A 24,803-nucleotide genomic window follows, 5' to 3' on the forward strand; every position below is an offset into this window, starting at 1 on the left:
TACAGGAGAAGCCATGCGCCTGCCATTTGTCGCCGCCCTCGGCCTGACCCTTGCCAGCCCCGCGCTGGCCGACTGGCCCGAAACGCTTGCCACCGCAAGGGGCCAGACCGTTTACTGGAACGCCTGGGCCGGCGATCAGCGCACCAATGATTTCATCGCCTGGGTCGGCCAGCAGACCGAGGCGCTTTATGGGGTGAAGGTCGAGCAGGTCAAGCTGACCGACACCGCCGAGGCGGTGACGCGCGTCATCGCCGAAAAGGCGGCGGGCAAGGATCAGGGCGGCTCGGTCGACCTGATCTGGATCAACGGGCCGAACTTTCTGGCGATGAAGGAACAGGGCCTTCTGCATGGTCCCTTCGTCGCCGATCTGCCCAATGCCCGCTATGTGGACCTGTCGCCTGCGGCACCCGCCTCGGTCGATTTCACGGTGCCGGTCGAAGGCTATGAATCGCCTTGGCGGCTGGCAAAATTCGTCTTTACCTATGACAGTGTGCGCCTGCCCACGCCGCCGCGCAGCATGATCGCGCTGCGTGATTGGGCGCAGGCAAACCCCGGTCGGTTCACCCATCCGGTGCCGTCAAACTTCATGGGGGCGACCTTTCTGAAACAGGCACTGGTCGAACTGGCCCCCGACCCGGCGGTGCTGCAAGCGCCGCCGACCGAGGCTGCCTATGCCACAACCACCGCGCCCCTGTGGGAATGGTATGATGCGCTGCGCCCGCATCTGTGGCGCGGCGGGCAAACCTTCCCCGAAAACCAGTCGGTGCAGCAGCAGCTTTTGAACGATGGCGAGGTCGATATCGCCATGTCCTTCGACCCGGCCAGCACCGCCGCAGCGATCGCCGAGGGGCTGCTGCCTGAAACCGCGCGCGTTTTTGTGCCCGAGGTGGGCAGCATCGGCAATGTCAGCTTTGTGGCCATTCCCTTCAATGCCGCGCAGCGCGAAGGCGCGATGGTGGTGGCGAACTTCCTGCTTGATCCGGCGACGCAGGCGCGCCAGCAGGACATCACTGTTCTGGGTAGCTTTTCGGTGCTCGATCCGGCGCGGCTGGATCAGGCCGCGAAGGCCGCCTTTGCCGTGCTGCCCACAGCCCCTGCCCTGCCCACAACCGAAGACCTTGGCGCCACGCTGCTGGAGCCGCATCCCGGCTGGATGACCTGGCTGACCGACGACTGGGCGCGGCGCTATACGAAATGACGCATCTGCTGCGGCTGACGGTTTTTGCGCTGGCGGCGGGGGCGCTGGTGCTGCCGATCCTCGCCGGGCTGTGGGAAACCGGCCGCGCCGCCTTTGGGGTGCTGCCCGCCATCGGCGCCGACCGGCTGACGCTGGACCCGTGGCGGCAGTTGGCTGCCCTGCCGGGCTTTGCCACCAGCCTGCGGCTGACACTGGTCACGGGGGTTGGGTCTACCCTGGTGGCGTTGATCCTTGCCGCAGGGGCGGTGGCGATGTTGGCTGGGCGGGGCGGGGGGCCTGCGCGGCTGATCGCTCCCCTGCTGGCGGCGCCCCATGCCGCGCTGGCCATCGGCGTGGCCTTCCTGATTGCACCCTCGGGCTGGATCGTGCGGCTCGTCAGCCCCTGGGCGACAGGGTGGGACCGCCCCCCTGATCTGGCGCTGCTGAACGACCCTTGGGGCGGGGCGCTGATGCTGGGCCTGCTGATCAAGGAGGTGCCGTTTCTGATGCTGGTCATGGCCTCGGCGCTGGGGCAGTTGCCGCTGCGCGCGACGCTCGCCACCGGGCGCGCGCTGGGCTATGGCCGCGCGACGGCCTGGCTGCGGCTGATCCTGCCGCGGCTTTACCCGCTGATCAGGCTACCGGTTTACATCGTTTTGGCCTTTGCGCTGTCGGTCGTGGACATGGCCATCATCCTCGGCCCCTCGACCCCGCCGACGCTGGCGGTGGCGCTGACGCGCTGGTTCGGCGCGGCAGATACAGCGCTGATCCTGCCCGCCTCGGCGGGGGCGGTGCTGCAGGCAGGTCTGGTCGTGGGGGGGATTGCGCTGTGGCGCGGGGCGGAACTGATGCTGGCGCGACTGGGGCGGGCATGGCTGCGCCGCGGGGCGCGCGGACGGGGGGCCGCGGCGCTGCTGGCGGCCTGCGGCGCGGCGGTGGCGGGTCTGGTGACGCTGGGGTTGCTGGCGCTGGCCGCACTGGCGGTCTGGTCGCTGGCGTGGCGCTGGCCGTTCCCCGCGGCACTGCCCGAAGCCTGGTCGCTGCGCGGCTGGCTGCGCCCGGCCGACTGGGGGGAAGCGCTGGGCACCACGCTGGCGCTGGGGCTGGCCAGCACCGCGCTGTCGCTAACCCTCGCCATCACCTGGCTGGAGGCCGAGGATCGCGCAGGCCGCATGCCATGGTCGGGCGCGCTGATCTATCTGCCGCTGCTGGTGCCACAGATCGCGTTTCTTTACGGGCTGAACGTGGTCATGCTGCGGGCTGGGCTGAGCGGGGGCATGGGCGCGGTGATCTGGGCGCAGGTGCTGTTCGTGTTTCCTTATGTGATGCTGGCGCTGGCCGACCCGTGGCGCGCGCTCGACCGGCGGCTGCTCGCCACCGCTGCGGCGCTGGGGGCGGGGCCGGTGCGGCGGCTGCTGGGGGTCAAGTTGCCGGTTCTTGCGCGCCCGATCCTGACCGCCGCAGCGGTGGGCTTTGCCGTATCGGTCGCGCAATATCTGCCCACGCTGTTCATGGGCGCGGGCCGTGTGACCACACTGACCACCGAGGCGGTGACGCTGTCGTCCGGCTCTGACCGGCGCGTGGTGGGGCTTTACGGCGCATTGCAGGCCATGCTGCCGTTTCTGGCCTATGCGCTAGCGCTGGGTCTGCCCGCAATCCTGCACCGCAACCGCCGCGGCCTGACCGGGGGTCTGGGATGAGCCTTGATCTGATCGACCTGACCGTTACCCCGCCCGGAGCCACGCAGCCCCTGTTCGCGCCGCTGACACTATCGGTGGCGCCGGGGCAGGTGGTGACGGTGACGGGCCCCTCGGGCGTGGGGAAATCAACGCTTCTGGATGCCATCGGCGGGCATCTGGCGCCGGGCTTCGTGGCCTCGGGTCGGGTGGTGCTGAACGGGCGCGATGTCACGCGCCTGCCCGCCGAGTCGCGGCGGATCGGCATCCTGTTTCAGGAGGCGCTGTTGTTTCCGCATCTGTCGGTGGGCGACAACCTGGCCTTTGGGCTGGCCGCGCGCATCCGCGGCCGGGCGGCGCGGCGCGCAGCGGTGCAGGCGGCGCTGGATCAGGCGGGGCTGTCAGACTTTTACGACCGCGACCCCGCCACATTGTCGGGCGGCCAGCGCGCCCGCGCCGCGCTGATGCGCACGGCCTTGGCCGAGTCGCTGGCGCTGTTGCTGGACGAGCCGTTTTCAAAGCTCGACACCGCGCTCAGGGCCGATCTGCGGCGGTTCTTCTTTGGCCACGTTCAGGCGCACGCCATTCCGACGCTGATGGTGACGCATGATACCGAGGATGCGCGGGCCGCTGCGGGGCCGGTGGTAGCGTTGTAAACCCAACGCGCCGCCCCGAAGGGCGGCGCGAACAGGTCAGATCGGGCGGTCGCCCTGCGCATCGCGGATCCGCGATGGCAGCCCCATTGTGCCCAACAGTTCCAGAAACGGCCGCGGCGGCAGGTCTTCGACATTGACCATCGTGCCCACGTCCCAGGTTCCATCGGCGATCAGCAGCGCGGCAGCCACCGGCGGCACACCGGCGGTGTAGCTGATGCCCTGGCTGCCCACCTCTTGATAGGCCTCCTTATGGTCGGCCACGTTGTAGATGAACACCTCGGCGGGCTGGCCGCCCCTGCTGCCCCGAATCAGATCGCCGATACAAGTCTTGCCCACGTAATCGGGGGCCAGGCTGGCCGGGTCGGGCAACACCGCCTTGACGACCTTGAGCGGCACAACCTCTTGCCCCTCGGCGGTCTTCACGGGCTTTTCAGACAGCAGACCAAGGTTCTTCAGCACGGTGAACACGTTGATGTAATGGTCGCCAAACCCCATCCAGAACCGCACATCGGCATCGGGGTAGCGCGCCGACAGGCTGTGAACCTCGTCATGGCCGGTCAGATAGGCCTTCTGCGTGCCCACCACCGGCAGATCCCATTCCTTGCCCACCTCGAACATCGTGTTCGACTGCCAACCGCCATTCTGCCAACTGTAAACGGTGCCGGTAAATTCGCGGAAGTTGATTTCCGGGTCGAAGTTGGTGGCAAACCAGCGCCCGTGCGAACCGGCGTTGATATCCACGATGTCGATGCTGTCGATCGTGTCGAGGCATTCCTCCTCGGCCAGCCGGGCGTAGGCGTTGACTACGCCGGGGTCGAACCCCACGCCCAGGATCGCCGTCACACCCGCTGCCTTGCACCGGTCGCGCCGCCGCCATTCATAGTTGCCATACCACGGCGGGGTTTCGCAGATTTTGCCGGGGTCTTCATGGATCGCGGTGTCCATGTAGGCCGCGCCCATTTCGATACAGGCTTCCAGAACGCTCATGTTGACAAAGGCGCTGCCCACGTTGATCACGATCTGCGCGCCGGTTTCGCGGATCAAGCCCGCCACCGCGGGCGTATCCATCGCATCGACCCGATGGGCGGCAAACAGCCCCGGCGCCTTCATCGCGCCCTTTTCATGCACGCTGTCGATGATCGCCTGGCATTTCGCGCGGGTGCGCGAGGCGATATGCAGATCGCCCAGCCGGTCGTTGTTTTGCGCGCATTTATGCGCCACCACCTGGGCCACACCACCGGCGCCGATGATCAGCACGTTACGTTTCACTTCGGCTGTCTCCTTTTCAACAGGACAGGGAAGGGGCTTGCGCCCGTGGGGAAGGGATCAGGACAGGCTGGAGGCGTAATCCTCATAGCCGAACCGGCGCACCTCGCGCAGTGTTCCGTCCGGCTCGCGGATCACGATGGCGGGCATGGCCACGCCGTTGAACCAGTTTTTCTTGACCATCGTGTAGCCTGCCGCATCCAGCACCGAAATCCGGTCGCCGACGCGCAGCGGTTCGGCAAAGCGGGCTTCGCCAAAAATGTCGCCGGCAAGGCAGGACTTGCCGCAGATCTGGTAGTCATGCGGGCCGGTCGTGCCGAATTTTGCCTGCTGGCGATAGATCAGCAAATCGAGCATATGCGCCTCGATCGAGCTATCGACGATGGCCAGCTTCTTGCCATTGTCCAGCAGGTCAAGCACCGTCACCTCTAGCGTGGTGGAATTGGTGATCGCGGCCTCGCCCGGCTCCAGATAGACCTGCACGCCGAACCGGTCGGCAAAGGCGCGCAACCGCGCGGCCAGCTTCATCAGCGGGTAATCCTCGCCGGTAAAGTGGATGCCGCCGCCAAGGCTGACCCATTGCAGACGTTTCAGAAGATGACCGAACTCCTCTTCGATCCGCCCCAGTTGCTGGTCTAGCAGGTCGAAATCGGCATTTTCGCAGTTGTAATGGATCATGAAGCCCGAGATGCGGTCGATCACCGTCTCGATCTTGCGCGCATCCCATTCGCCCAGGCGCGAGAAGGGGCGCGCGGGGTCTGCCAGATCAAAGCCCGAGGTCGAAAACCGGGGGTTCAGCCGAAGGCCGCGGGCGATGCCATGGGCACGGCCCTCGAACCGCTCTAGCTGACCGATCGAATTGAAGATGATCTTGTCGGCATAGCCCACCGCCTCGTCGATCTCGTGATCCGCCCAGGCGACGGAATAGGCGTGGGTTTCGCCGCCGAACTTCTCGCGCCCCAGCCGCAGCTCATACAGCGAAGATGAGGTGGTGCCATCCATGAACGGGCGCATGTGGTCAAACACCGACCATGTCGCAAAGCATTTCAGCGCCAGCAGCGCGCGCGCGCCCGAAGCCTCGCGCAGGGCCGCGATCTTGTCCATGTTGCGCGACAGCGCCGCAAGGTCGATCTGGTAGAAGGGTGTCGGAATCATGGCGCCCCCCGGCAACACACAAAAGCCGCGATATAAGACCCCCTCCCCCCCTTCGCAAGCGAAAGCTCAGGTCATGCGGATCGCATCCTTGGCGACGGCCAGAGTATAACCCTTTCGTGCAATATTTCTGACAAGCAGTTCCGCCACCAACTGATTGCCCAAGGCGTCGCGCAACCGCTTGATCCGGGTGGCGCCCGCCGCCTCGTCACACTCGGTCGCATCCCGCCCCGAGATGACCGCCTCGATCTCGGCGCCCGACAAAACCTCATCATCCATCCGCGCCTCGGCCAGAACCGCCAGCGTCTCGATCGCGGCGGGGGTCAGGGTAAAGCTGAGATCGTTCAGGGCCACGGCATTTTCTGCCCGGTTGATGCGCAAGCTGCGCACCTCGATGCCTTGGCGCTGGATTTCCACCATCCGCCGGTTCAACGCCACGATCATCAGCAAAAACACCAGCGCCGCGATCAAGAGCGCAGTAGCAAAGACCAGAAGGATGAAAATGATGATCCGATAAGAACTCAGCACCTCGGCAAAGGCGGTGCCGGATTGGGCCAGAATCTCCAGCAGGCGGATTTCGCCCACCCCGGTCAGCGCATCGTTTTCCACAAATATGCGCTCGACACGGGCGTTGAAGGCGTTGGCATCGGGCAGCGACAGAAACAGCAGCACCGCCGCCCCGGCCAGAATCGTGACAATCGCCACGACCCCCCAGACCACGGCGCGGCTGCCCGCGCGCAGGCTGTCAGTAGCGGAGGAAGAAGGGTCCGGCACGGTCTTTCCTCTGCGCAAGCCCCTCGGGGCCAAAGATCGAGACAATATTCAAAAGCGTCCAGCCCGCGCGATCAAGCCGCGGCGCCAGTGCGCGCGCGGCGGCCTGACGCGATCCGCAGGCCGCATCGGGCAGTTCGGCCACGCCGTAATGCAGCCGCAGCGCACCATCATCCTGCTTGGCCTTGTAATCGGCAAAGCAGCCTGCGCCTGCGGGGGCGGCGGCAAAAGCCAGTGAAAGGGCATAGACGAGCGTTTTCATGCCCAGACCCTGCGCCGAGTTCCGCCGATATTCAATAGCTCCACCATGCGCAGGCTGTTTGCCCGGCATGCTATCGGATAGCAGAGGGCTGTTATTGCCTTGCCGGGCGGGCCGGACCCATGTTCGGGCAATCGAGCCCGGCAGGCCACCGCCCGCCGCCGCATCCCGGAGAACGCCATGAAACGTCTTATCACCCTGACCGCCGCTGCTGTAATCGCGCTGACCAGCTTTGCCGCCACACCCGCTGCCGCGCTCAGTGACCGGGAGCGTGACGCACTGGGGATCGTTGCCGGGGTTGTCGTGCTGGGCACGATCCTGAACAGCGCCGACAACGACCGCGTCCGCGATGATCGCCGCGGCTATACCACCCAGGCCGATTACGATTATTACAACAAACGCGACAACCGCTTTGATGACGACCGTCGCGGCAAGCCGAGGGCCGACCGTCGCAAGGTCATTCCGGGCGAATGCGTCTCAAGGGTGCGCACCCGCAATGGTATGCGCGATGTCGCGTTCGAACGCTGCCTGTCGCGCGAGGGCTTTAACCGCCGTCTGCCGCAGGATTGCGCCTTCAACATCCGCACCGACCGGGGTGTTCGCACCGTCTATGGCGCGCAGTGCCTGCGCAACGAAGGCTATCGGATCGGTCGCCACTGACACACGGGCAGAGCGGCAAAGCCGCCGGGCAGCAGGGCGGGGGTGCAAACCCCCGCCTTTTTCATTGCGCAGCGCAATTGTTTCACGCTTTGTGCGGCCATGACACCTGAGCCAGATCTTGCGTTTGAAACCGCCGCGCAGTTGCGCGGGCTGGCCCGCGTGGCTGGCGTCGACGAGGTGGGCCGCGGGCCGCTGTGCGGCCCCGTCACGGCGGCAGCGGTGGTGCTGGATCCCGCGCGCATTCCGCAGGGCCTGAACGACAGCAAGAAGCTGACCGCGACGCGGCGTGAACGGCTGGCGGCCGAGATACTGGCCTGCGCCGATTGCAGCATCGCCCATGCCAGCGTCGAAGAAATCGATCGGCTGAACATCCTGCAAGCCGCGCATCTGGCGATGTGCCGGGCGGTGGCAGGGCTGCGCCTGCGCCCCGATCATGTGCTGATCGACGGCAACCGCATCCCGCGCGATCTGGGCCTGTCGGCCGAGGCGGTGGTCAAGGGCGATGCCCGCGCGCTGTCGATCGCCGCCGCCTCGATCATCGCCAAGGTGGCGCGGGATGCGATCATGGTGGATTTGGCGCAACAGCATCCCGGTTATGGCTGGGAAAAGAACGCCGGATACCCCACGCCCGACCATCTGGCGGCACTTCTAAATCTTGGTGTCACCCCGCACCATAGGCGGTCGTTCGCGCCGGTGCACAAGATGTTGTATCAAGATAAATCTATAACCTCTTGATTCAAAAAAGAATTTGACGCCGAATCGGTCATGACTCATCTTGGAGGCCAAGAAATCGGCACCATAAGCCGGAACCAGAGGCAGAGATGACCAAGACCACGACGAAGCCCAAGGCGGCGGCGCTGCCGCTCAATCAGATTCTGGCAGGCGATTGCATCGAGGTGATGCGGTCGCTACCCGAGGCCAGCGTGGACCTGATCTTTGCCGATCCGCCCTACAACCTGCAACTGAAGGGTGAACTGCACCGCCCCGACAATTCGCGTGTCGATGCGGTGGATGATGCCTGGGACCAGTTTTCCAGCTTTGCCGCCTATGACCGTTTCACCCGCGACTGGCTGGATGCCGCGCGCCGCCTGCTGAAACCCAACGGCGCGATCTGGGTCATCGGCAGCTATCACAACGTGTTTCGGCTGGGCGCCGAGTTGCAGAATCAGGGCTTCTGGATTCTGAACGATGTGGTCTGGCGCAAGTCGAACCCGATGCCCAATTTCCGCGGCAAGCGGCTGACCAATGCGCATGAGACGCTGATCTGGGCCTCGAAATCGGAGGCGGCCAAATACACCTTCAACTATGAGGCGCTGAAGGCGCTGAACGAAGGTGTGCAGATGCGGTCAGACTGGGTGCTGCCGATCTGCACCGGACACGAACGCGAAAAGGATGCCGCGGGCGACAAGGCCCACCCCACGCAAAAGCCCGAAAGCCTGTTGCACCGGGTCATCGTGGGGACCACCAACCCCGGCGATGTGGTGCTTGACCCGTTCTTTGGCACCGGCACCACCGGCGCCGTGGCCAAGATGCTGGGGCGCGAGTTCATCGGGATCGAACGCGAGGCCGCCTACCGCGAGGTGGCCGAGCGCCGCCTTGCCCGTGTGCGCAAGTTCGACCGCGAAGCGCTGGAAATCACCGGCTCGAAACGGGCCGAGCCGCGGGTGCCCTTTGGTCAGGTCGTCGAACGCGGCATGTTGCGGCCGGGCGAGGAACTGTTCTCGATCGGAAGCCGGTTCAAGGCCAAGGTGCGCGCCGATGGCACGCTGGTCGGGAACGATGTGAAAGGCTCGATCCATCAGGTCGGCGCGCATCTCGAAGGCGCGCCCTCGTGCAACGGCTGGACCTACTGGCACTTCAAGCGCGAGGGCAAGATGATCCCGATCGACATCTTGCGCCAGCAGATCCGCGCCGAGATGGAGGCCGACACCGCCCGCCCCAACTGACATTTCCTTACCGCCGGTGCCTGTGGTCTGCCGCAGGCGCAGCCTTGCCCCGCCGTGATCTCACGGCGGGGTCTTTTGTTGCAGCGGTCAGACCACCCCGGCAGGCATCGGCAGGGTGCCGCGGTTATAGGGCTTCCAGTCGGTGATTTCGGGGTAATGCTTGCGCCGCCAGTCGCGCACCCGCGGGTTCATCCGCCGCCGCCACAAGGGCGGGATCATCGCCAGCGTCGTCATCGCCGGATAGCCCAGCGGCAGTTGCGGCGCCTCGTCAGGGCCATAGGTCTGCAACAGGGGAAAGCGCCGGTCGGGTTTGTAATGATGGTCCGAATGACGTTGCAGGTTGATCAGCAGCCAGTTCGAAGCGGTATGGCTGGCGTTCCAGCTATGCCGCGGCAGGACATGTTCATATTTCCCCTCGCCCAGATGCGCGCGGGTCAGCCCGTAATGTTCGACGTAATTGGTCAGCTCCAACTGCCAGACGGCGACAAGCGCCTGAAACATGAACAGCGTGACCCCGGTGGCGCCGCCCAGCGCCCAAGCCAGCGTCAGCATCGCCAGTTGCAGGCCCGCATAGCGCCAGAACGGGTTTTTCGGGTGCAGCGGCCCGCGGCCCACGCGTTTCAGCATCGCCACCTCGGCCCGCCAGGCCGAACCGGGGCCTTGGGTCAGCTGGCGCCAGAAATAGCGGTGAAAGCCCTCGTTATAGCGCGCCGTCGCGGTGTCGCGCGGGGTGCCGACATGGGGATGATGCACCAGCATGTGTTCCGACCGGAAATGACTGTAAAGCACCGAGGACAGCAGCAGATCGCCCAGCCAGCGTTCCAGCCGGTTGCGTTGGTGGAACAGTTCGTGGGAATAGACAATCCCGATCGTGCCCGAGATCACGCCCACCCCGAAAAACAGCGCAATGGTTTCGGGCGTGCCCAGATGGTCGCTGTGCGTTACCCACCAGATCATTGAAAAGATGGTCAGAAACTGAACCGGAAACCAGATCAGGGTGATCAGCCGATACCAGAACAGATCCTGTTCCGGTGTCTCGGGGTCGGGGTTGTCTTCGTTGCGGCCCAGGATCGCATCCAGCACCGTCACCGAAAACCAGCCATAGACGGGCAGCAAAAGCGTGGTCCACCCGCCCGCCACCGCGCCCAGGATGGCCAGCGGGATCATCCCCAGCGACAGCCAGAATGGCAGCGCGCGGGCAGGTTTGCGGATTTCGTCGCGCGAGGACATGGCACACCTTCGGGCAGGTTGCGGATGGGGCGAAAGAATACGCGCCTAGGGGTTGCGCGCAATCGGCACGGCTGCGTCACTTTGCGCCGCGTCGTCAAGCTCCACCTGCGCCGCATCCCAGACCTTGCGCATCAGCGTGGGCAGCGCGGCGGGGCGGAAATCGGCCGCCGGAACAAAGGCGCCGCGGGCGGGGGCCGCCGTGGCGCCGACCTTGGCCAGATGCACCGCAAGGTGCAGGTGGAAATGGGTAAAGGTGTGGCGCACCCCCACCGGCGCGGGGCGCCAATGGGCCGCAATCGGCGGCGCCGGATCAGGCGCCTCGGCCCAGTCGGTGCCGGGAAAGCCGGGCATCCCGCCCAACAGGCCCTTGGGCGGGCGGGTTTCCAGCAGCACGGCGCCATCTGCGCGCCGCACGACATAGGCAATGCCCTGACGAGTGGGCTTTGCCGGCTTGGCGGACTTGCGCGGCAGGTCTGCGGCCATGCCCTGCACGCGCGCCGCGCAAAACCCCGCCAGCGGGCAGATGCCGCAGGCCGGCGCGCGCGGCGTGCAGATCGTGGCGCCCAGATCCATCATCGCCTGCGCATGATCGCCGGGCCGGTGCCGCGGTGTCAGCCGCGCGGCAAGCGCCGTCAGCGCGGGCTTGGCCCTGGGCAGCGGCTCGGGGTGGGCGAAGAGCCGGGCCACGACCCGTTCCACATTGCCATCGACCACCACCGCGGGTTCGTCCTGTGCGATCGCGGCAATTGCGGCGGCGGTATAGGGGCCAATGCCCGGCAGGGCGCGCAACCCGGCCTCGGTTGCCGGAAACACCCCGCCATGATCGGCCGCAACCGCGCGGGCACAGGCCAGCAGGTTGCGCGCGCGGGCATAATAGCCCAACCCCGCCCAAGCCTCCATCACTGCGGCGTCGGGGGCTGCGGCCAGCGCCGCAACATCGGGCCAAAGCGTTGTAAAGCGATGGAAATAGCTGCGCACCGCCGCCACCGTGGTTTGTTGCAGCATCACCTCGGACAGCCAGACCCGATACGGGTCTGGGCGCTTGCCCGCCGCCCGGTCGGCAGGCCCCACGCGCCAGGGCAGCACGCGGGCGTGGCGGTCATACCAGGCCAAAAGGGCTGCACCTGTCTCTGCGTCACGCAATCTTTATGCTCTCCTGCCGTCCATTCCTCTGGCGTTGCCCGCCCGCCTGCCTAGAATAGCGGGCAGCGAGGGAAAAGACAGCGATGACCCCGGAAAAACCCAGCCGCCGAATGCGCGGGTTCGAACCCGCCGCGGGCCTTCTGCGCGAGCGTATCCGCGCCGCGGGTGAAACGCGCGGCTTTGCGGTGTCGCGGCTGTTGACCCATTGGGCCGAGGTGGTGGGCGAAGATATCGCCGCCCGCACCCGCCCGGTAAAGGTGGGCTATGCCAAGGGCGGCTTTGGTGCCACACTGACCTTGCTGACCACGGGTGCTGCCGCGCCGATGGTGCAGATGGACCTGCCGCGCATCCGCGACAAGGTGAATGCCTGTTACGGCTACAACGCCATTTCCCGCGTGGTGCTGACCCAGACCGCGCCGATGGGCTTTGCCGAGGGGCAGGCGCAATTCGCCTCTGCCCCGCGCCCTTCCCCCCCGGCACCCGACCCCGCCCTGCGCCGCAAGGCCGAGGCGACGGCGGGCGGCGTGGGCGACCCCGGCCTGCGGGCCGCGCTTGAACTGCTTGCAGAACATGTCCTATCCCGCGCCGCGACTGAACCCAGATCAAACATTGCGCCCGAGACGAAGAAAGGCTGACCGATGACCAAACGCTCCATGCTGCCCTTTGCCGCGATTGCCGCGGGCGCGATGCTGATTGCAGGCGGGCTGTGGGTGTCATCCGCCCCGCAATCGGGCATGACCCTTGCCGCCGTGGCCCAGGAGGCGCGCGCCGTGGGCGAGGCCGCCGCCCTGCCCGACATGGTCATGGGCCAGCAAGACGCGCCGGTGACAATCATCGAATACGCCTCTTACACCTGTTCGCATTGCGCGAATTTCCATGAAACGGTGCTGGCGCCGCTGAAGGCGGAATATATCGACACCGGCAAGGTGAAGTTCATCCACCGCGAGGTGTATTTCGACAAGTTCGGGCTTTGGGCCGGGATGATCGCAAGCTGCGTCGGCCCCGAGAAATACTATCCGGTTTCGGGCATGATCTATGACACGCAGGCCGACTGGATCGGCGACGGCAAGGAGGCCACGATCTCGGCCAACCTGCGCAAGATCGGGCTGAAGGCCGGGCTGACCGGGGACCAGGTCGAGGCCTGCCTGAACGACATGGACCGCGCGCAGGCGATGGTGGCCAGCTATCAGCAAAAGGCCGGGGCTGACGGCATCGACGCCACGCCGACGCTGATCATCAACGGCACCAAGCATTCGAACATGGGCTATGACGCGCTGAAAAAGATCATCGACGCCGAACTGGCCAAGTGATGACGCCGCTTTCGGGGCTGAAGGTCGTCGAACTGGCGCGCATCCTGGCTGGCCCTTGGGCTGGCCAGATTCTGGCCGATCTGGGCGCCGACGTCATCAAGGTCGAGGCACCCGAAGGTGACGATACCCGCCGCTGGGGTCCGCCCTTCCTGACCCATGAGGGCGAGGAGACCGCCGCCTATTTTCACGCCGCCAACCGCGGCAAGCGGTCTGTCACCTGCGATTTCCGCACCCCCGAGGGGCAGGCTTTCGTGCGCGATCTGGTGGCGGGCGCCGATGTGGTGATCGAGAATTTCAAGGTGGGGGGGCTGGCGAAATACGGGCTGGATCACGCCAGCCTTGCCGCGCTGAACCCGCGGCTGATCTATTGTTCGGTCACCGGCTTTGGCCAGACCGGCCCCTATGCCCCGCGCGCGGGCTATGATTACATCATTCAGGGCATGTCGGGCCTGATGAGCGTGACCGGCGCCCCCGAGGGCCAGCCGCAAAAGGTGGGCGTAGCGGTGGTGGACATTTTCACCGGCATCTACGCCAGCACCGCGATTCTCGCCGCGCTGCATCAGCGCACCGTCACCGGGGCGGGCCAGCACATCGACATGGCGTTGTTTGATGTGGCAACCGCGATCATGGCCAATCAGGCGATGAACTATCTGGCCTCGGGCATGGCCCCGGCCCGGATGGGCAATGCGCATCCCAACCTCGTGCCCTATGCGGTCTTTCCCTGCGCTGACGGGCATCTGATCCTTGCCGTGGGCAATGACGGGCAGTTTGCGCGGCTGTGCGCCGTGCTGGGTCTGGCCGGTCTGGCCCAGGCACCGGCCTATCGCACCAACGCCGACCGCATTGCCAACCGCGCCGCCCTGACCCAGGTGATTTCGGCCGTCACCCGCGGCCGCGCCAAGGCCGACCTGCTGGCCGCCTGCGAAGCCGCGGGCGTGCCCGCCGGGCCGATCAACGACATGGCCGAGGTTTTTGCCGATCCGCAGATCATCGCGCGCGGGTTGCAGATCGCGCCGGGCGGCGTGCCGGGTGTTCGGCTGCCGGTGGTGTTTTCGGACGCCCGCCTTGCGCTTGACCGCCCCTCGCCGCGGCTGGGCCAGCATGATGCCGAGGTGCGGGCCGAACTGACCCGCTAAAGCCCGATCCGCGCCAGCGCGGCATCCAGTGGCGCCCAGTCGTCCAGGTGCAGCCGCACCGGCACCGTCAGCACCTTGGGCCGGAAGTTGGCGGGCAGGCGGGCCGCGTCCTTTTCGGTGGTGACCATCTGTGCCCCGATCAGCCGCGCCTCGGTTTCCAGCCGGGTCAGCAGGGCAGGGGCAAAGGGTTGGTGATCCTCAAGCGCCTCGGCGCGCACCACATCGGCGCCCAGATCGCGCAGCGTGGCAAAAAACTTTTCCGGGTGCCCGATCCCGGCAAAGGCCAGAACGCGCAGGCCCTGCCAGTCCATCCCGGTCTGCAATGGCTGAAGCCGCCCGGTCAGATGCGGCACGCCGATGGCCGCGCCCCAGCGCGCGGCAAAACCCGCCTGCGCGGGGGCAGCCCCGATCGACAGCACCAGATCGGCGCGCGCCAGCCCCGCCGCCACCGGCTCGCGCAGCGGACCCGCGGGCAGGCACCGGCCATTGCCGAACCCCCGCGCGGCATCGACCACGACCAGCGCCAGATCCTTGGCCAGCGTCGGGTTCTGGTGCCCGTCGTCCAGAATGATGGCCTGTGCGCCTGCGGCCACCGCTGCCTGCGCCCCCGCGGCCCGGTCACGGGCAACCCAGGTCGGCGCAAAGGCTGCCAGCAGCAGCGGCTCGTCACCCACATCGGCGGCGCTGTGACCCAGTTCCAGCACCTGCACCGGCCCCGCCAGCCGCCCGCCGTGTCCGCGGCTGACCACATGCGCGACCACCCCGCGCGCCGCCAGATGCTGCACCAGCGCAATCACCGTGGGCGTCTTGCCGGTGCCGCCCGCGTTGATATTGCCCACAGAAATCACCGGCACACCCAGCCGCACGCCAGAAACCTGCGCCAGCCGCCGCGCCGTGCCCGCCGCATAGAGCGCACCCAAGGGCGCAAGCAGCCGTGCCTGCCAGCCGGGGGCCTCGGGCGAGGTGAACCAGAACGGGGGGGGCTGCATCATCGCTCCTCGGGCCGGGTTGCGGCATCCAGTGTGGCCAGCACGGCGCGCGCCGCCGCCTCGGCCGCGCCCGCCCCGACCGAAGTGACCGCCCAGGCGTTATGCGCCAGCGTTGCCACCTTGTCAGGCGCAATCAGGTCGGCCACCGCATCGGCCAGTGCCGCAGGCCCGGCTACCAGACGCACCGCCCGCGCCGCAGCCAGCCGCGCATAGGCGGCGCTGAACGGCGCCGTTCGCGGCCCCTGCACGATGGCCGAGCCCAGCGCCGCCGGCTCCAGCGGCGAACGGGTCGATCGCAGGCCACGCAACGTGCCGCCCATCCATGTCACCGGGGCCAGCCGATACCACAGGCCCAGTTCCGACATGTCTTCGGCGATCAGCACCTGAACATCGTCTTCGGGCTCTTCTTCTTGCGCGCGACTGGCGCAGATCAACCCCGACCCGGCGCAATGGGCGGCAATGCTGTCGGCCAAGGTCGGCCGGTCGGGAACAAGGATCAGCAGCAGCCTGTGAGCATGGCGCAGCGCATGAATATGGGCTGACAGCACCCATTCGGCCTCGGCCTCGGGCACCCCCACGGCAAGCCAGACGGGGCGGGCATGCAACAGCGTCGCCAGCGCGGCGCGTTCGGCCTCGGTGCAGGGCATCGGGTCGGCCACCTCGGCCATCGGGCCGGTCACCTCGATACGGTCGGGCGCCACGCCAAGCTGGCGCAGCGCATCCTCGCTGGCCTGATCCTGCACGAGTATCTGGCGAAATCGGCCCAGAAGCCGGCGCAGGCGGCGCTGCCGGAACGGATGCAGCCAGCTTGCGCGGGTCTCAAGCGCGGGGCCAGCCTCGGCCCGCTCATCGGTTGCGGCGGGGCTGCCCTGTCGGCCCCAGCGCCGCCCCCGCACAGGCGGCGCCAGCCGGGCATCGGCCAGCACCAGCGCCGCCCCCGCGCGGGTGGCCGCGTCGATGATATCCGGCGGCAGGGCCGAACCCAGAAGCACCACCAGATCGGGGCGCGCGGTTGTCAGAAAGGACCGGAGCCTGCGCCGCCCCGCATCGGGCGGCGGCGCCTCGGCGGTGGCTTCGGCAAGGGCGGCAACCTCGGACATGGCCCCCGGCGCGCTGATGAACAGCCGCACACCGGGGCGCAACCGCCGCACCTGACGGGCCAGTTCGACCAGCCCCGTCACCGCCTCGGGGCGCAGGGCGCAAAGCCACAGCCCCGGCTCCGCGGGGGGCTGCCCGGCAATGATCCTCAGCGACGGGGCGATGGGCAAGGCCATGGCCGGGGCGGCGTCAGCCGTCAAGCTCCTCGGTCGCGCTGGCGGCCTGTTCCTCGTCGCGCAGCCGGTGCAGATGGGCGATGAAATAGCGCGTATGGGCGTTGTCCACCGTGCGCTGCGCCTCGGCCTTCCAGGCGGCATGGGCCGTGGCATAGTCGGGGAAGATGCCGACGATATGGATGGCGTTCACATCCTTGAACTCGGTGCGGCTCGGATCGACCAGATCGCCGCCGAAAACGAGGTGAAGGCGCTGGGGCATGTGGGCTCCTGTCGGTCAAGGGTTGCGCGGGCCGACCCTAAGCCAAGCCGCCCGCAGGCTCAAGCGGATCGGACTGTTGTGCCCCTGCGGAACGGCTTTTCCTGCGCCGCAGCAAAGAGTATCGGAAGAGCATGAGACTGACGCTGCCCGAGATTTACGACGTTCGTGTGCGCACGGGGCAACTGCGCGCAGACCCTGCGCAACGCACCGCGCTGGGCCTGCTGGAACGCGTCCGCACCGAACTGGAGGCGCCACCCGCCAAAAAGCCACGGTTCAGCTTCTTTGCCAAACCTGCGCCTGCGGTCAGGGGGGTTTACCTCTGGGGCGGGGTCGGGCGCGGCAAGTCGATGGTGATGGACCTGTTCATGGAGGTGGTGGAAATCCCGCAAAAGCGGCGGGTGCATTTCCACGCCTTCATGCAAGAGGTTCAGGCCCGGCTGAAAGAGGTACGCAAGACCGGCGTTCAGGATGCGATCCGCCCGGTGGCGCAGGCGGTGTCAGAAACTGCACGGCTACTGTGTTTCGACGAAATGCAGATATCCGACATCGCCGATGCGATGATCGTGGGGCGGCTGTTTGAATATCTGTCCGATCTGGGGGTGACGGTTGTCACCACGTCAAACCGGGCACCGGAGGATCTGTATAAGGACGGGCTGAACCGACATCTGTTCCTGCCCTTCATCGCGTTGCTGTCCGATCGGCTGGAGGTGCATGCGCTGGAAGCGGCGGGCGATTACCGGCAGGGCCGCGATGCGGGCGCGCAGGTCTATTTCACCCCGGCCGATGCCAAGGCCACACAGGCGCTGGACCATATCTGGGCCGATCTGACCGGCAATGGCCCGGCGCAGCCGCTGCATCTGTCTGTGGCGGGGCGCGATCTGGTGCTGGCGCGGCACCGGGCGGGGGTGGCGCGCGCGGGGTTCTGGGATCTGTGCGCCCGCGCGCTGGGCCCGGCCGACTATCTGGCGCTGGCGGGGGCGATCAAGGTGCTGATCCTTGACGGGGTGCCGATCCTGTCTGCGGCCAACTTCAACGAGGCCAAGCGGTTCGTGACCCTGATTGACGCGCTTTATGAGGCGAAGGTGCGGCTGATCTGTTCGGCCGCCGACATCCCCGAGCGGCTTTATATCGAAGGCGCTGGCACCTTCGAATTTGAACGCACCGCCAGCCGTCTGCGCGAAATGCAGGCCGCGGGCTGGGGCGCATAGGCGGGTGACAAGGGCCCCCGTCGGGTTTATGACGGCGGTATGACACAGCTTGGCCCCATCGTTGCCGACAGGCTGACCCCGCCGCTGATCCGCGCGCTGGAACAGGCGCTGGATGGGCCGTCGCAGCGTGTGCGCCGGATCGAGGCGGGCGGGCAGATGGTCTGGCTGAAGCAGGGCGAAAGCCTGTCACTGCGCTGGCGGCTGCAAAAGGGCGACACCCGGCGCGCCTTTGCCAATGATCTTGACGCCCTGCACCGTCTGGGGGCCGCCGGCCTGCCGGTGGCGCCTATTCTGGCCGAGGGCCTGGATTTCTTTGTCACGCCCGACCGGGGGCGCGCGTTGTCATACCTGTTGCAGCGCCCCGCCGAAGTGATGGCCGAGGCCCGCCAACAGATGTTTGCCGAGGCCGGGCGCGCACTGGCAGCGCTCCACCGGGCGGGGTTTGCCCATGGCCGCCCCTCGATCCGCGACATGCTGTGGGATGGCCAGCAGATCACGCTGATTGATTTCGAGCGGTTCTCGCCCAGGCACAACAGGGTGCAGGATTTCGCCACCGATCTGATGATACTGGCGCATTCGATCCTGAGCTATGGCCGTGGCCCGGTGCCGGAACTGGAGATGGCGCTGGCCGCCTATCGCGCCGCCGATCCCGGCGACGTCTGGGCCACAGCACAGGCCCGCGCGCGCAAGCTGGGCTGGCTGGGGGTGCTGACGCGCGCCGTGGCGCGGCTGCGGCCCCGATCGCGCGATCTGAACGCGGTGCCGCTGACACTGGACCGTTTCGCGCGCGGCTAAGGCAGGGTGGCCGGGCTTGCACCGGCCCGCGCAGGTCGCCAGACTACGCACGGCAAGCGCGGGCCAGGGGCGGGGCATGGAATGAAATTCAGGCGCGATCAGGATGCCGCCGCGCAGACCGCAGCGGTGGCGGCTTTGCAGGCCCTTGCGGCGACGCAACCCGAACTGGCCGGTCTGCGCCGCCCGGCGGTGCGAAAACTGGCCCCCGACCGCGAGGTTTATCTGGCGCGCCTAGACCGCAGGCGAGTGGTGCTGAAACGGTTCATCGGCCCACAGGCTAGCCAGACCGTGACCGAAACCGCGCGCGAGCTGGCCTTTCTTGCCAGAACGATGGCAAGCGGGCCGTATCAGGTGAACCTGTGTCTTCTGGCACTGCCCGAGGCTGGGCTTGTCGTGTTGAGCGAGGCGCCGGGGCTGCGGCTGGAGGCAGCGATCAGCGCAGCCTCGCCCGCGCTGCGCGCGCGGCTGATGCGGCAGGCGGGCGACTGGCTTGGGCAGTATACCAACGGGCGCCGCCGCACCGCCGAATTTGCCCCACGCTTCTGGATGCAGCGCCTCAACGGCCACCATGCCGAGGGGCTGCCCCCCGCGCGGTTGCAGGTCATGGCGCCGCTGAAGGCGCATCTGGACGCGCAGGTTCCGGCGCTGTTGCGCCACCCGGTCTTGCAGGGCGCCACGCATGGCGATTTTACCGGGGGCAACCTGCATTATCACAAGGGCACAATTTACGGCGTCGATATTCAGGGGGAAACCTGGATGGCGCTGGCCAATGATGTGTCCCGGTTTCTGGTCGGGCAGGCGTTGCACAATTCTGACCCCGCCGTGCCGCGCCACCACGGCATCGCTGCGCCCGACTGGCAGGCGTTCCTGTCCTCGGGGCTGATCCCCGAGGCCGAGCAGGATACCGTCTTGCGGTTCTTCATCGGCCATCAGATCTGGTGGCGGCTGGCCGAACCCGCGCTGGCCGCCCAAAAGGCCGCGCGCCTGATCGGCGTGGCACAAAGCTATCTGGAGACCCCGCCTGTCGCCGCGACGGGCAAGACCGGCTAGCCGTTGTCCTGCAACACCCGGCCCGCCAGATAGAGCGAGCCACAGATCAGGATGCGCGCGCCGGGATCGGCGGCGGCGATACCTGCCACGGCCTGCGCCACACTGTCGGCGGTGCGCGCGTTGATACCCGTGGCACGGGCGGCTTCGGCGGTGACTGCGGCGGGCAGGGTGTTTGGCTCGCCGGGAATGGACACCGCCGTCAGGCTTTCGGCGCGCGCGGCCAGCGGGCGCAGATAGCCCGCAATGTCCTTGGTGTTCAGCATCCCCACCACCAGATGCGTGCGCCGCGCGGGCATCGCGGCCAGCGTGGCCGCCACCGCCGCGCCGCCCGCCGGGTTGTGGCCCCCGTCCAGCCACAGTTCGCACGCACCCGCCGCCTGCACCAACGGCCCCTGGCGCAGCCGCTGCATCCGGGCGGGCCAGTCGGCGCGGGTCACGGCAGCCTCGCAGGCGGCCGCGTCGGCGCCCAGCGCGCGCAAGGCGGCCAGCGCCACACCCGCGTTCTGGATCTGGTGCGGGCCGGGCAGGTTCGGCAGGGGCAGGTCCAGAAGGCCCGTTTCGTCGTGATAGATCAGCCGCCCGCGGTCGGCCTGCACATGCCAGTGCTGGCCATGCACCAGCAGGGGCGCCCCCAGCCGCGCCGCCCGCGCCTCGATCACATCCAGCGCGGCCTCGTCCTGCGGGCCGACGATGCAGGGCACGCCGCGTTTCAGGATGCCCGCTTTTTCGCCCGCAATCTCGGGCAGGGTTTCGCCCAGATATTGCTGATGGTCGATCGACACCGGGGTGATGATCGTCAGCCGCGGTCGGTCCACCACGTTGGTGGCATCCAGCCGCCCGCCCAGCCCCACCTCAAGCAGCGTCCAGTCGGCCGGGGTGCGGGCAAAGGCCAGAAAGGCCGCGCAGGTGGTAATCTCGAAAAACGTGATCGGCTGGCCCGCATTCGCGGCTTCGCACTCATCAAGCAGGTCGGCCAGCGCGGGTTCGGAAATCAGCGCGCCTGCCAGCCGGATGCGTTCGTGAAACCGCGCCAGATGCGGCGAAGTATACGCGTGGACCCGATCCCCGCGCGCCTCAAGCCCCGCGCGGATCATCGCCTGGGTCGAGCCCTTGCCGTTGGTGCCCGCGATGTGGATCACCGGCGGCAACGTCGCCTCGGGGCGACCCAGGGCCGCCAGCAGGCGCTGCACCCGGCCCAGCGTCAGGTCGATCACCTTGGGGTGCAGCCCCATCAGCCGCGCAAGGATCGCGTCAGTCGCGGCGGCCATCACGCTTGCTTCGGCGTCTCGGCGGGAGCGGCCTCAGGCGTTGCGGCGGCGTCAACCGGCGCAGGTTCCACATACACGGGTTTGGGCGCGGGCAGATCGGCGGCGACGGGGGGCGGCAGATGCATCAGCATCCGCAGCACGATGATCAGATCTTCGCGCAGTTTCTTGCGGTGCGTCACGCGGTCCAGCATGCCGTGGTCCAGCAGGTATTCGGCGCGCTGGAACCCCTCGGGCAGGGTTTCGCGGATCGTCTGTTCGATCACACGGGGACCGGCAAAGCAGATCAGCGCGTTGGGTTCGGCGATCTGCACATCGCCCAGCATGGCATAGCTGGCGGTCACGCCGCCCGTGGTCGGATGGGTCAGAACCACAACATAGGGCAGCCGCGCCTCTTTGAGCATCTGCACCGCCACCGTTGTGCGGGGCATCTGCATCAGCGACAAAATGCCTTCCTGCATCCGCGCACCGCCCGCGGCGGAAAACAGCACCAGCGGGCGCTTCAACTCGACCGCGCGGGTGGCGGCAGCGATGATGGCATTGCCCACATACATGCCCATCGACCCAGCCATGAAGCTGAAATCCTGACAGGCGGCGACAATCGGGGTGCGCCCGATCTCGCCCTCGGCGACCAACATCGCCTCTTTCTCGCCGGTGGCTTTCTGCGCGGCTTTCAGACGCTCGGGATATTTCTTCTGATCGCGAAAGCCCAGCGGATCGGGCAGCGGGTCGGGCACCGCAACTTCGGTAAAGATGCCGCCGTCAAACAGCCGCACAAACCGATCCCGCGGGCTGATCGCCATGTGATGATCGCAACTGGTGCAGACGTTCAGATTGTCGGCCAGTTCGCGGTGAAACAGCATCGTCCCGCATTCGGGGCACTTGGTCCACAGGTTTTCAGGCACCTCGCGGCGCGAAAACAACGAGTTGATCTTGGGGCGGACGTAGTTCGAGATCCAGTTCATCGCGTGATGCCTTCTGCCGCAACGTCGGCAGGAGATAAGCCTATGGGCCGCGAAATGCAATCGGCGCGGAAAAATGCCGCTGAAACGGCATCACAGAAACAGCCCCAGCACCCAGGGCGCGATCAGCGCGGTCAGAACCGCGTTCAGCCCCATGCCGATGCCGGCAAAGGCGCCGGCGGTTTCATTCACCTGAAACGCCCGCGCTGTGCCGATGCCATGCGCCGCCACCCCCACCGCAAAGCCGCGCGCGCGCCAGTCCCGGATGCGCAGCGCGTTCAGCAGCGGAGTGACCACGATGGCGCCTGTTATGCCGGTCAGCAGAACCAGAACCGCCGTCAGCGTGGGCGCGCCGCCAAGGGATTCGGAAATGCCGATCGCCACCGGCGCGGTGGCGGATTTGGGCGCAAGCGCGGCCATCACATCGGGCGCCACCCCCAGCGCATGGGCAATGCCCAGCGCCGAGCCGATCGCCGTCAGCGAACCTGCCAGCAGCGCCGCCAGCATTGGCAGTGCCGCGCGCCGCACATGGCCAAGGTTGAAATACAGCGGCACCGCCAGCGCCACGGTGGCCGGGCCCAGCATGAAATGCACGAACTGCGCACCATCGAAATAGCGCGCATAGTCGGTGCCGGTGGCCTTGAGCACGATGGCCAGCAAGATCACCGCGATCAGCACCGGGTTGGCCCAGGGCTTGCGCCCCGAGGCGCGAAACAGCGCATCCCCTGCCCAATAGGCCAGCAGCGTGGCGGTCAGCCACATCAGCGGCTCACGCGACAGATAGCTCCAGATCAGGGCGGGGTCAGTCATCGGCGCGCACCCCGGTCAGGTGCGCCACCGCGACAAAGGCCAGCGCCCCCACCGCAATGGCGGCAATGGTTGACACCACCAGCGCCAGCGCCAGCGCCGGGCCTTCACGCGTCAGCACCCCCAGATGCGCCACCACGCCCACGCCCGCGGGCACGAACAACAGCGACAGATGCGCCAGCAGCCCCTGCGCCGTGGGCTGCACCGCCGCCGCCAGACGGGGAAAGGTCAGAAACGCCGCCACCAGCGCAACCATGCCGAGCACCGGACCGGGCAAGGGCAGCGCCAGCGCACGGCTGGCCACCTCGCCTGCAAGTTGAAACAATAGGATCGTGGCGAGAGCTGGGATCATGGCGGCCTCCGTCAGGGTGCGCCCAGCCTAGCGCATGGCGCGCAAAGCGAAAGGGCGGCCCGAAGGCCGCCCCGGTCATTGCGCCGCGACCGGCTGGCCCACACGCGGGCGGGCAAAATGGCGCCGGTTCAGCCGCAACAAAAGCCAGACCATCCAGACCTGCGTCGCCACCGGCAGCGCCGACAGCACCCAGAACGCCACCCCGAACTTTGCAACCAGCCCGGCGCCCACCAGACCGATGTTGATCCAGAATTGCAGCATCACCCCCATGGCCACGCCGGGGCAGATCAGCGCATAGGCCCCGACCGAGTTTTCCGGTCCTGACAGGAACCGCGCGCCGTAGCCCGTACGCCGCAGCATGGCGAGGCCAAATATACCGAACAGAACCTGTGCCGACACGATCTTGGTCAGCAGCAACAGCATGTCGCCCGGCGCCTCGTGCACGCCGAAATGCACATGCAGCCCGTGCCCGACCCGCAGCATCAGGATGCCCAGCACCGTCAGGATCGGGATCACGATCAGAATTGTCGGGGCTGCTTCGGCGCTGACGCCATGGCTCATCATCGAGTGAACGCCAAGGATCAGCGCCACGATCCCCACCACCGCCGAGGCGACCAGAAAGAAGGTCGCCAGAATGATGGACGCGCCCGAAATCAGCGGCACGCTGGACATTGCCGCAGGCGCAGAAAGCCCGACCCCAACCATCGACAGCGCAAAGGCGGGCAGCATTTGCGCGAAAGACCCGTTCCCTGTCCAGTCAAAGCCGCCCGTGGTTTTCACCCGGCCAAGGAAGGCGCCCAACTGGCGCAGCGCCAGCACCCCCACCGCCAGAAACGCCACGACCGCACCGGGAAACAGCCATTCCACCACGCCCCACAACCCCGGCACCGCCACCATGCCCAGAACAAAGCCCACATTGATCGCCATCGCCAGTGTCAGCGGCAGCGCCATCAACTGGCTTTCGGCGTTCGAGGCACACAGCGCGGCATAATCTGCGGTGCGCTTGAACCGGCTCAGTTGCATCAGGTTCCAGATCAGCAGGCGGTAGTGCTGAAAAGCGAAAAAGGCGATGCCCAGATAAGCCGTCCCGATCATCGCCTGAGCGCGCCAGTCGCCGGCGCCGAACGCGGCCACGATATCCTCGAACACCGGCACCGGGCGGTCAGGGTGCGGCACCCAGAACATCAGCCACAGAAAGAAGGTGACCGCTATCCCGCCAGCGCCAAGCGCAGCGAGGAGATAGAGCGGCGAGTAACGGTCCGCGGGGCGGGTTGCGGAGGGCATGGCGATCTCCCACTTCAAATTCACAAAGACGAATATGATAGGCCACGCCGCAAAAGGCAACCCTGCGGCACAGCGCCGCTGGCTGGATCGGCACCATGCCGCGCATATCTTGTGGATAAACCCGGTTTGCCTGCCAGATCGTGATTGCAGCGATTGACTCGGGCCGCGCCCCGTGG

Annotated in this window: 26 protein-coding genes; 12 read left to right on the plus strand and 14 right to left on the minus strand. The window is 67.0% G+C overall.

The window, feature by feature from the left end:
• Positions 1-13 precede the first annotated feature (13 nt).
• From C5F46_RS06475 to C5F46_RS06485, 3 genes are read left to right on the plus strand one after another with little or no spacing between them, the layout of a single operon-like run.
• Positions 14-1,198 (plus strand): ABC transporter substrate-binding protein, encoded by a 1,185-nt coding sequence (locus tag C5F46_RS06475; protein WP_107324549.1) that lies wholly within the window; start codon positions 14-16, stop codon positions 1,196-1,198.
• Positions 1,195-2,877 (plus strand): ABC transporter permease, encoded by a 1,683-nt coding sequence (locus C5F46_RS06480; protein WP_107324550.1) that lies wholly within the window; start codon positions 1,195-1,197, stop codon positions 2,875-2,877. Before C5F46_RS06475 ends, C5F46_RS06480 begins: the two co-directional genes overlap by 4 nt.
• The gene (locus tag C5F46_RS06485; protein ID WP_107324551.1) at positions 2,874-3,509 is read left to right on the plus strand and encodes an ATP-binding cassette domain-containing protein; all 636 of its coding nucleotides are present in this window, start codon (positions 2,874-2,876) and stop codon (positions 3,507-3,509) included. Before C5F46_RS06480 ends, C5F46_RS06485 begins: the two co-directional genes overlap by 4 nt.
• Before the next feature lie 36 nt (positions 3,510-3,545).
• On the opposite strand, the gene C5F46_RS06490 is transcribed toward C5F46_RS06485, so the two are convergent.
• From C5F46_RS06490 to C5F46_RS06505, 4 genes are all read right to left on the minus strand, one after another.
• A complete protein-coding gene (locus C5F46_RS06490) occupies positions 3,546-4,778 on the minus strand; it encodes a saccharopine dehydrogenase family protein (protein WP_107324552.1) in 1,233 nt (410 codons plus the stop codon).
• 57 nt (positions 4,779-4,835) lie between these two features.
• Positions 4,836-5,930, minus strand: a complete 1,095-nt coding sequence (locus tag C5F46_RS06495) for a carboxynorspermidine decarboxylase (protein WP_107324553.1) — start codon at positions 5,928-5,930, stop codon at positions 4,836-4,838.
• A 66-nt stretch (positions 5,931-5,996) separates the two neighbouring features.
• Positions 5,997-6,701: a winged helix-turn-helix domain-containing protein gene (locus tag C5F46_RS06500; RefSeq protein WP_107324554.1), complete on the minus strand. Its 705-nt coding sequence runs from the start codon at positions 6,699-6,701 to the stop codon at positions 5,997-5,999.
• Positions 6,673-6,960 carry a hypothetical protein gene (locus C5F46_RS06505; RefSeq protein ID WP_107324555.1) on the minus strand — a complete coding sequence of 96 codons (288 nt, stop codon included), beginning with the start codon at positions 6,958-6,960 and terminating at the stop codon, positions 6,673-6,675. The genes C5F46_RS06500 and C5F46_RS06505 overlap by 29 nt, the downstream gene beginning before the upstream one ends.
• A 177-nt stretch (positions 6,961-7,137) precedes the next feature.
• Between C5F46_RS06505 and C5F46_RS06510 the strand changes: the two genes are divergently transcribed.
• The 3 genes from C5F46_RS06510 to C5F46_RS06520 all read left to right on the plus strand — a co-directional run bounded on the left by C5F46_RS06510 (position 7,138) and on the right by C5F46_RS06520 (position 9,563).
• On the plus strand, positions 7,138-7,617 hold the full coding sequence (locus tag C5F46_RS06510) for a hypothetical protein (protein ID WP_107324556.1): 480 nt from the start codon (positions 7,138-7,140) through the stop codon (positions 7,615-7,617).
• 99 nt (positions 7,618-7,716) lie between these two features.
• Positions 7,717-8,352 carry a ribonuclease HII gene (locus C5F46_RS06515; RefSeq protein WP_107324557.1) on the plus strand — a complete coding sequence of 212 codons (636 nt, stop codon included), beginning with the start codon at positions 7,717-7,719 and terminating at the stop codon, positions 8,350-8,352.
• An 86-nt stretch (positions 8,353-8,438) separates the two neighbouring features.
• On the plus strand, positions 8,439-9,563 hold the full coding sequence (locus C5F46_RS06520; protein WP_107324558.1) for a site-specific DNA-methyltransferase: 1,125 nt from the start codon (positions 8,439-8,441) through the stop codon (positions 9,561-9,563).
• Between the two features lie 87 nt (positions 9,564-9,650).
• Here C5F46_RS06520 and C5F46_RS06525 read toward each other — a convergent pair whose 3' ends face one another.
• Both C5F46_RS06525 and mutY read right to left on the minus strand, forming a co-directional pair.
• The gene (locus tag C5F46_RS06525) at positions 9,651-10,793 is read right to left on the minus strand and encodes an alkane 1-monooxygenase (protein WP_107324559.1); all 1,143 of its coding nucleotides are present in this window, start codon (positions 10,791-10,793) and stop codon (positions 9,651-9,653) included.
• 45 nt (positions 10,794-10,838) lie between these two features.
• Positions 10,839-11,936, minus strand: a complete 1,098-nt coding sequence (gene mutY / locus C5F46_RS06530; RefSeq protein WP_107324560.1) for an A/G-specific adenine glycosylase — start codon at positions 11,934-11,936, stop codon at positions 10,839-10,841.
• Between the two features lie 83 nt (positions 11,937-12,019).
• Between mutY and C5F46_RS06535 the strand changes: the two genes are divergently transcribed.
• From C5F46_RS06535 to C5F46_RS06545, 3 genes are read left to right on the plus strand one after another with little or no spacing between them, the layout of a single operon-like run.
• A complete protein-coding gene (locus tag C5F46_RS06535) occupies positions 12,020-12,571 on the plus strand; it encodes a DUF721 domain-containing protein (RefSeq protein WP_235820102.1) in 552 nt (183 codons plus the stop codon).
• Between the two features lie 3 nt (positions 12,572-12,574).
• Complete coding sequence (locus tag C5F46_RS06540; protein ID WP_107324562.1) at positions 12,575-13,246, plus strand: DsbA family protein; 672 nt, start codon at positions 12,575-12,577, stop codon at positions 13,244-13,246.
• Positions 13,243-14,382 (plus strand): CaiB/BaiF CoA transferase family protein, encoded by a 1,140-nt coding sequence (locus tag C5F46_RS06545; RefSeq protein ID WP_107324563.1) that lies wholly within the window; start codon positions 13,243-13,245, stop codon positions 14,380-14,382. The genes C5F46_RS06540 and C5F46_RS06545 overlap by 4 nt, the downstream gene beginning before the upstream one ends.
• Here C5F46_RS06545 and lpxK read toward each other — a convergent pair.
• From lpxK to C5F46_RS06560, 3 genes are read right to left on the minus strand one after another with little or no spacing between them, the layout of a single operon-like run.
• Complete coding sequence (gene lpxK / locus C5F46_RS06550) at positions 14,379-15,371, minus strand: tetraacyldisaccharide 4'-kinase (protein WP_107324584.1); 993 nt, start codon at positions 15,369-15,371, stop codon at positions 14,379-14,381. The two genes, C5F46_RS06545 and lpxK, sit on opposite strands and share 4 nt — an antisense overlap.
• Complete coding sequence (locus C5F46_RS06555; RefSeq protein ID WP_133618352.1) at positions 15,371-16,669, minus strand: 3-deoxy-D-manno-octulosonic acid transferase; 1,299 nt, start codon at positions 16,667-16,669, stop codon at positions 15,371-15,373. The genes lpxK and C5F46_RS06555 overlap by 1 nt, the downstream gene beginning before the upstream one ends.
• Positions 16,659-16,904 (minus strand): DUF4170 domain-containing protein, encoded by a 246-nt coding sequence (locus C5F46_RS06560; RefSeq protein ID WP_107324565.1) that lies wholly within the window; start codon positions 16,902-16,904, stop codon positions 16,659-16,661. The genes C5F46_RS06555 and C5F46_RS06560 overlap by 11 nt, the downstream gene beginning before the upstream one ends.
• A gap of 131 nt (positions 16,905-17,035) precedes the next feature.
• Here C5F46_RS06560 and zapE point away from each other — a divergent pair, with 131 nt between their 5' ends.
• The 3 genes from zapE to C5F46_RS06575 all read left to right on the plus strand — a co-directional run bounded on the left by zapE (position 17,036) and on the right by C5F46_RS06575 (position 19,957).
• Entirely contained in the window at positions 17,036-18,112 is a 1,077-nt protein-coding gene (zapE, locus tag C5F46_RS06565) for a cell division protein ZapE (RefSeq protein ID WP_107324566.1), read from the plus strand.
• Between the two features lie 39 nt (positions 18,113-18,151).
• The gene (locus tag C5F46_RS06570; RefSeq protein ID WP_107324567.1) at positions 18,152-18,907 is read left to right on the plus strand and encodes a lipopolysaccharide kinase InaA family protein; all 756 of its coding nucleotides are present in this window, start codon (positions 18,152-18,154) and stop codon (positions 18,905-18,907) included.
• Positions 18,908-18,988: 81 nt separating this feature from the next.
• Entirely contained in the window at positions 18,989-19,957 is a 969-nt protein-coding gene (locus C5F46_RS06575) for a phosphotransferase (protein ID WP_107324568.1), read from the plus strand.
• Here the strand turns inward: C5F46_RS06575 and C5F46_RS06580 are convergent.
• The 5 genes from C5F46_RS06580 to C5F46_RS06600 all read right to left on the minus strand — a co-directional run bounded on the left by C5F46_RS06580 (position 19,954) and on the right by C5F46_RS06600 (position 24,627).
• Complete coding sequence (locus C5F46_RS06580) at positions 19,954-21,225, minus strand: bifunctional folylpolyglutamate synthase/dihydrofolate synthase (protein WP_168796804.1); 1,272 nt, start codon at positions 21,223-21,225, stop codon at positions 19,954-19,956. The genes C5F46_RS06575 and C5F46_RS06580 overlap by 4 nt on opposite strands.
• The gene (gene accD, locus C5F46_RS06585) at positions 21,225-22,187 is read right to left on the minus strand and encodes an acetyl-CoA carboxylase, carboxyltransferase subunit beta (RefSeq protein ID WP_107324570.1); all 963 of its coding nucleotides are present in this window, start codon (positions 22,185-22,187) and stop codon (positions 21,225-21,227) included. The genes C5F46_RS06580 and accD overlap by 1 nt, the downstream gene beginning before the upstream one ends.
• Positions 22,188-22,277: 90 nt before the next feature.
• Positions 22,278-22,994 (minus strand): LrgB family protein, encoded by a 717-nt coding sequence (locus C5F46_RS06590; protein ID WP_107324571.1) that lies wholly within the window; start codon positions 22,992-22,994, stop codon positions 22,278-22,280.
• On the minus strand, positions 22,987-23,343 hold the full coding sequence (locus C5F46_RS06595) for a CidA/LrgA family protein (RefSeq protein ID WP_107324572.1): 357 nt from the start codon (positions 23,341-23,343) through the stop codon (positions 22,987-22,989). The genes C5F46_RS06590 and C5F46_RS06595 overlap by 8 nt, the downstream gene beginning before the upstream one ends.
• Positions 23,344-23,418: 75 nt before the next feature.
• Positions 23,419-24,627 (minus strand): TsoY family (seleno)protein, encoded by a 1,209-nt coding sequence (locus C5F46_RS06600; protein WP_107324573.1) that lies wholly within the window; start codon positions 24,625-24,627, stop codon positions 23,419-23,421.
• Positions 24,628-24,803: the final 176 nt, after the last annotated feature.

Origin of the sequence: Phaeovulum veldkampii DSM 11550, assembly GCF_003034995.1 — a bacterium.
GTDB lineage: Bacteria > Pseudomonadota > Alphaproteobacteria > Rhodobacterales > Rhodobacteraceae > Phaeovulum > Phaeovulum veldkampii.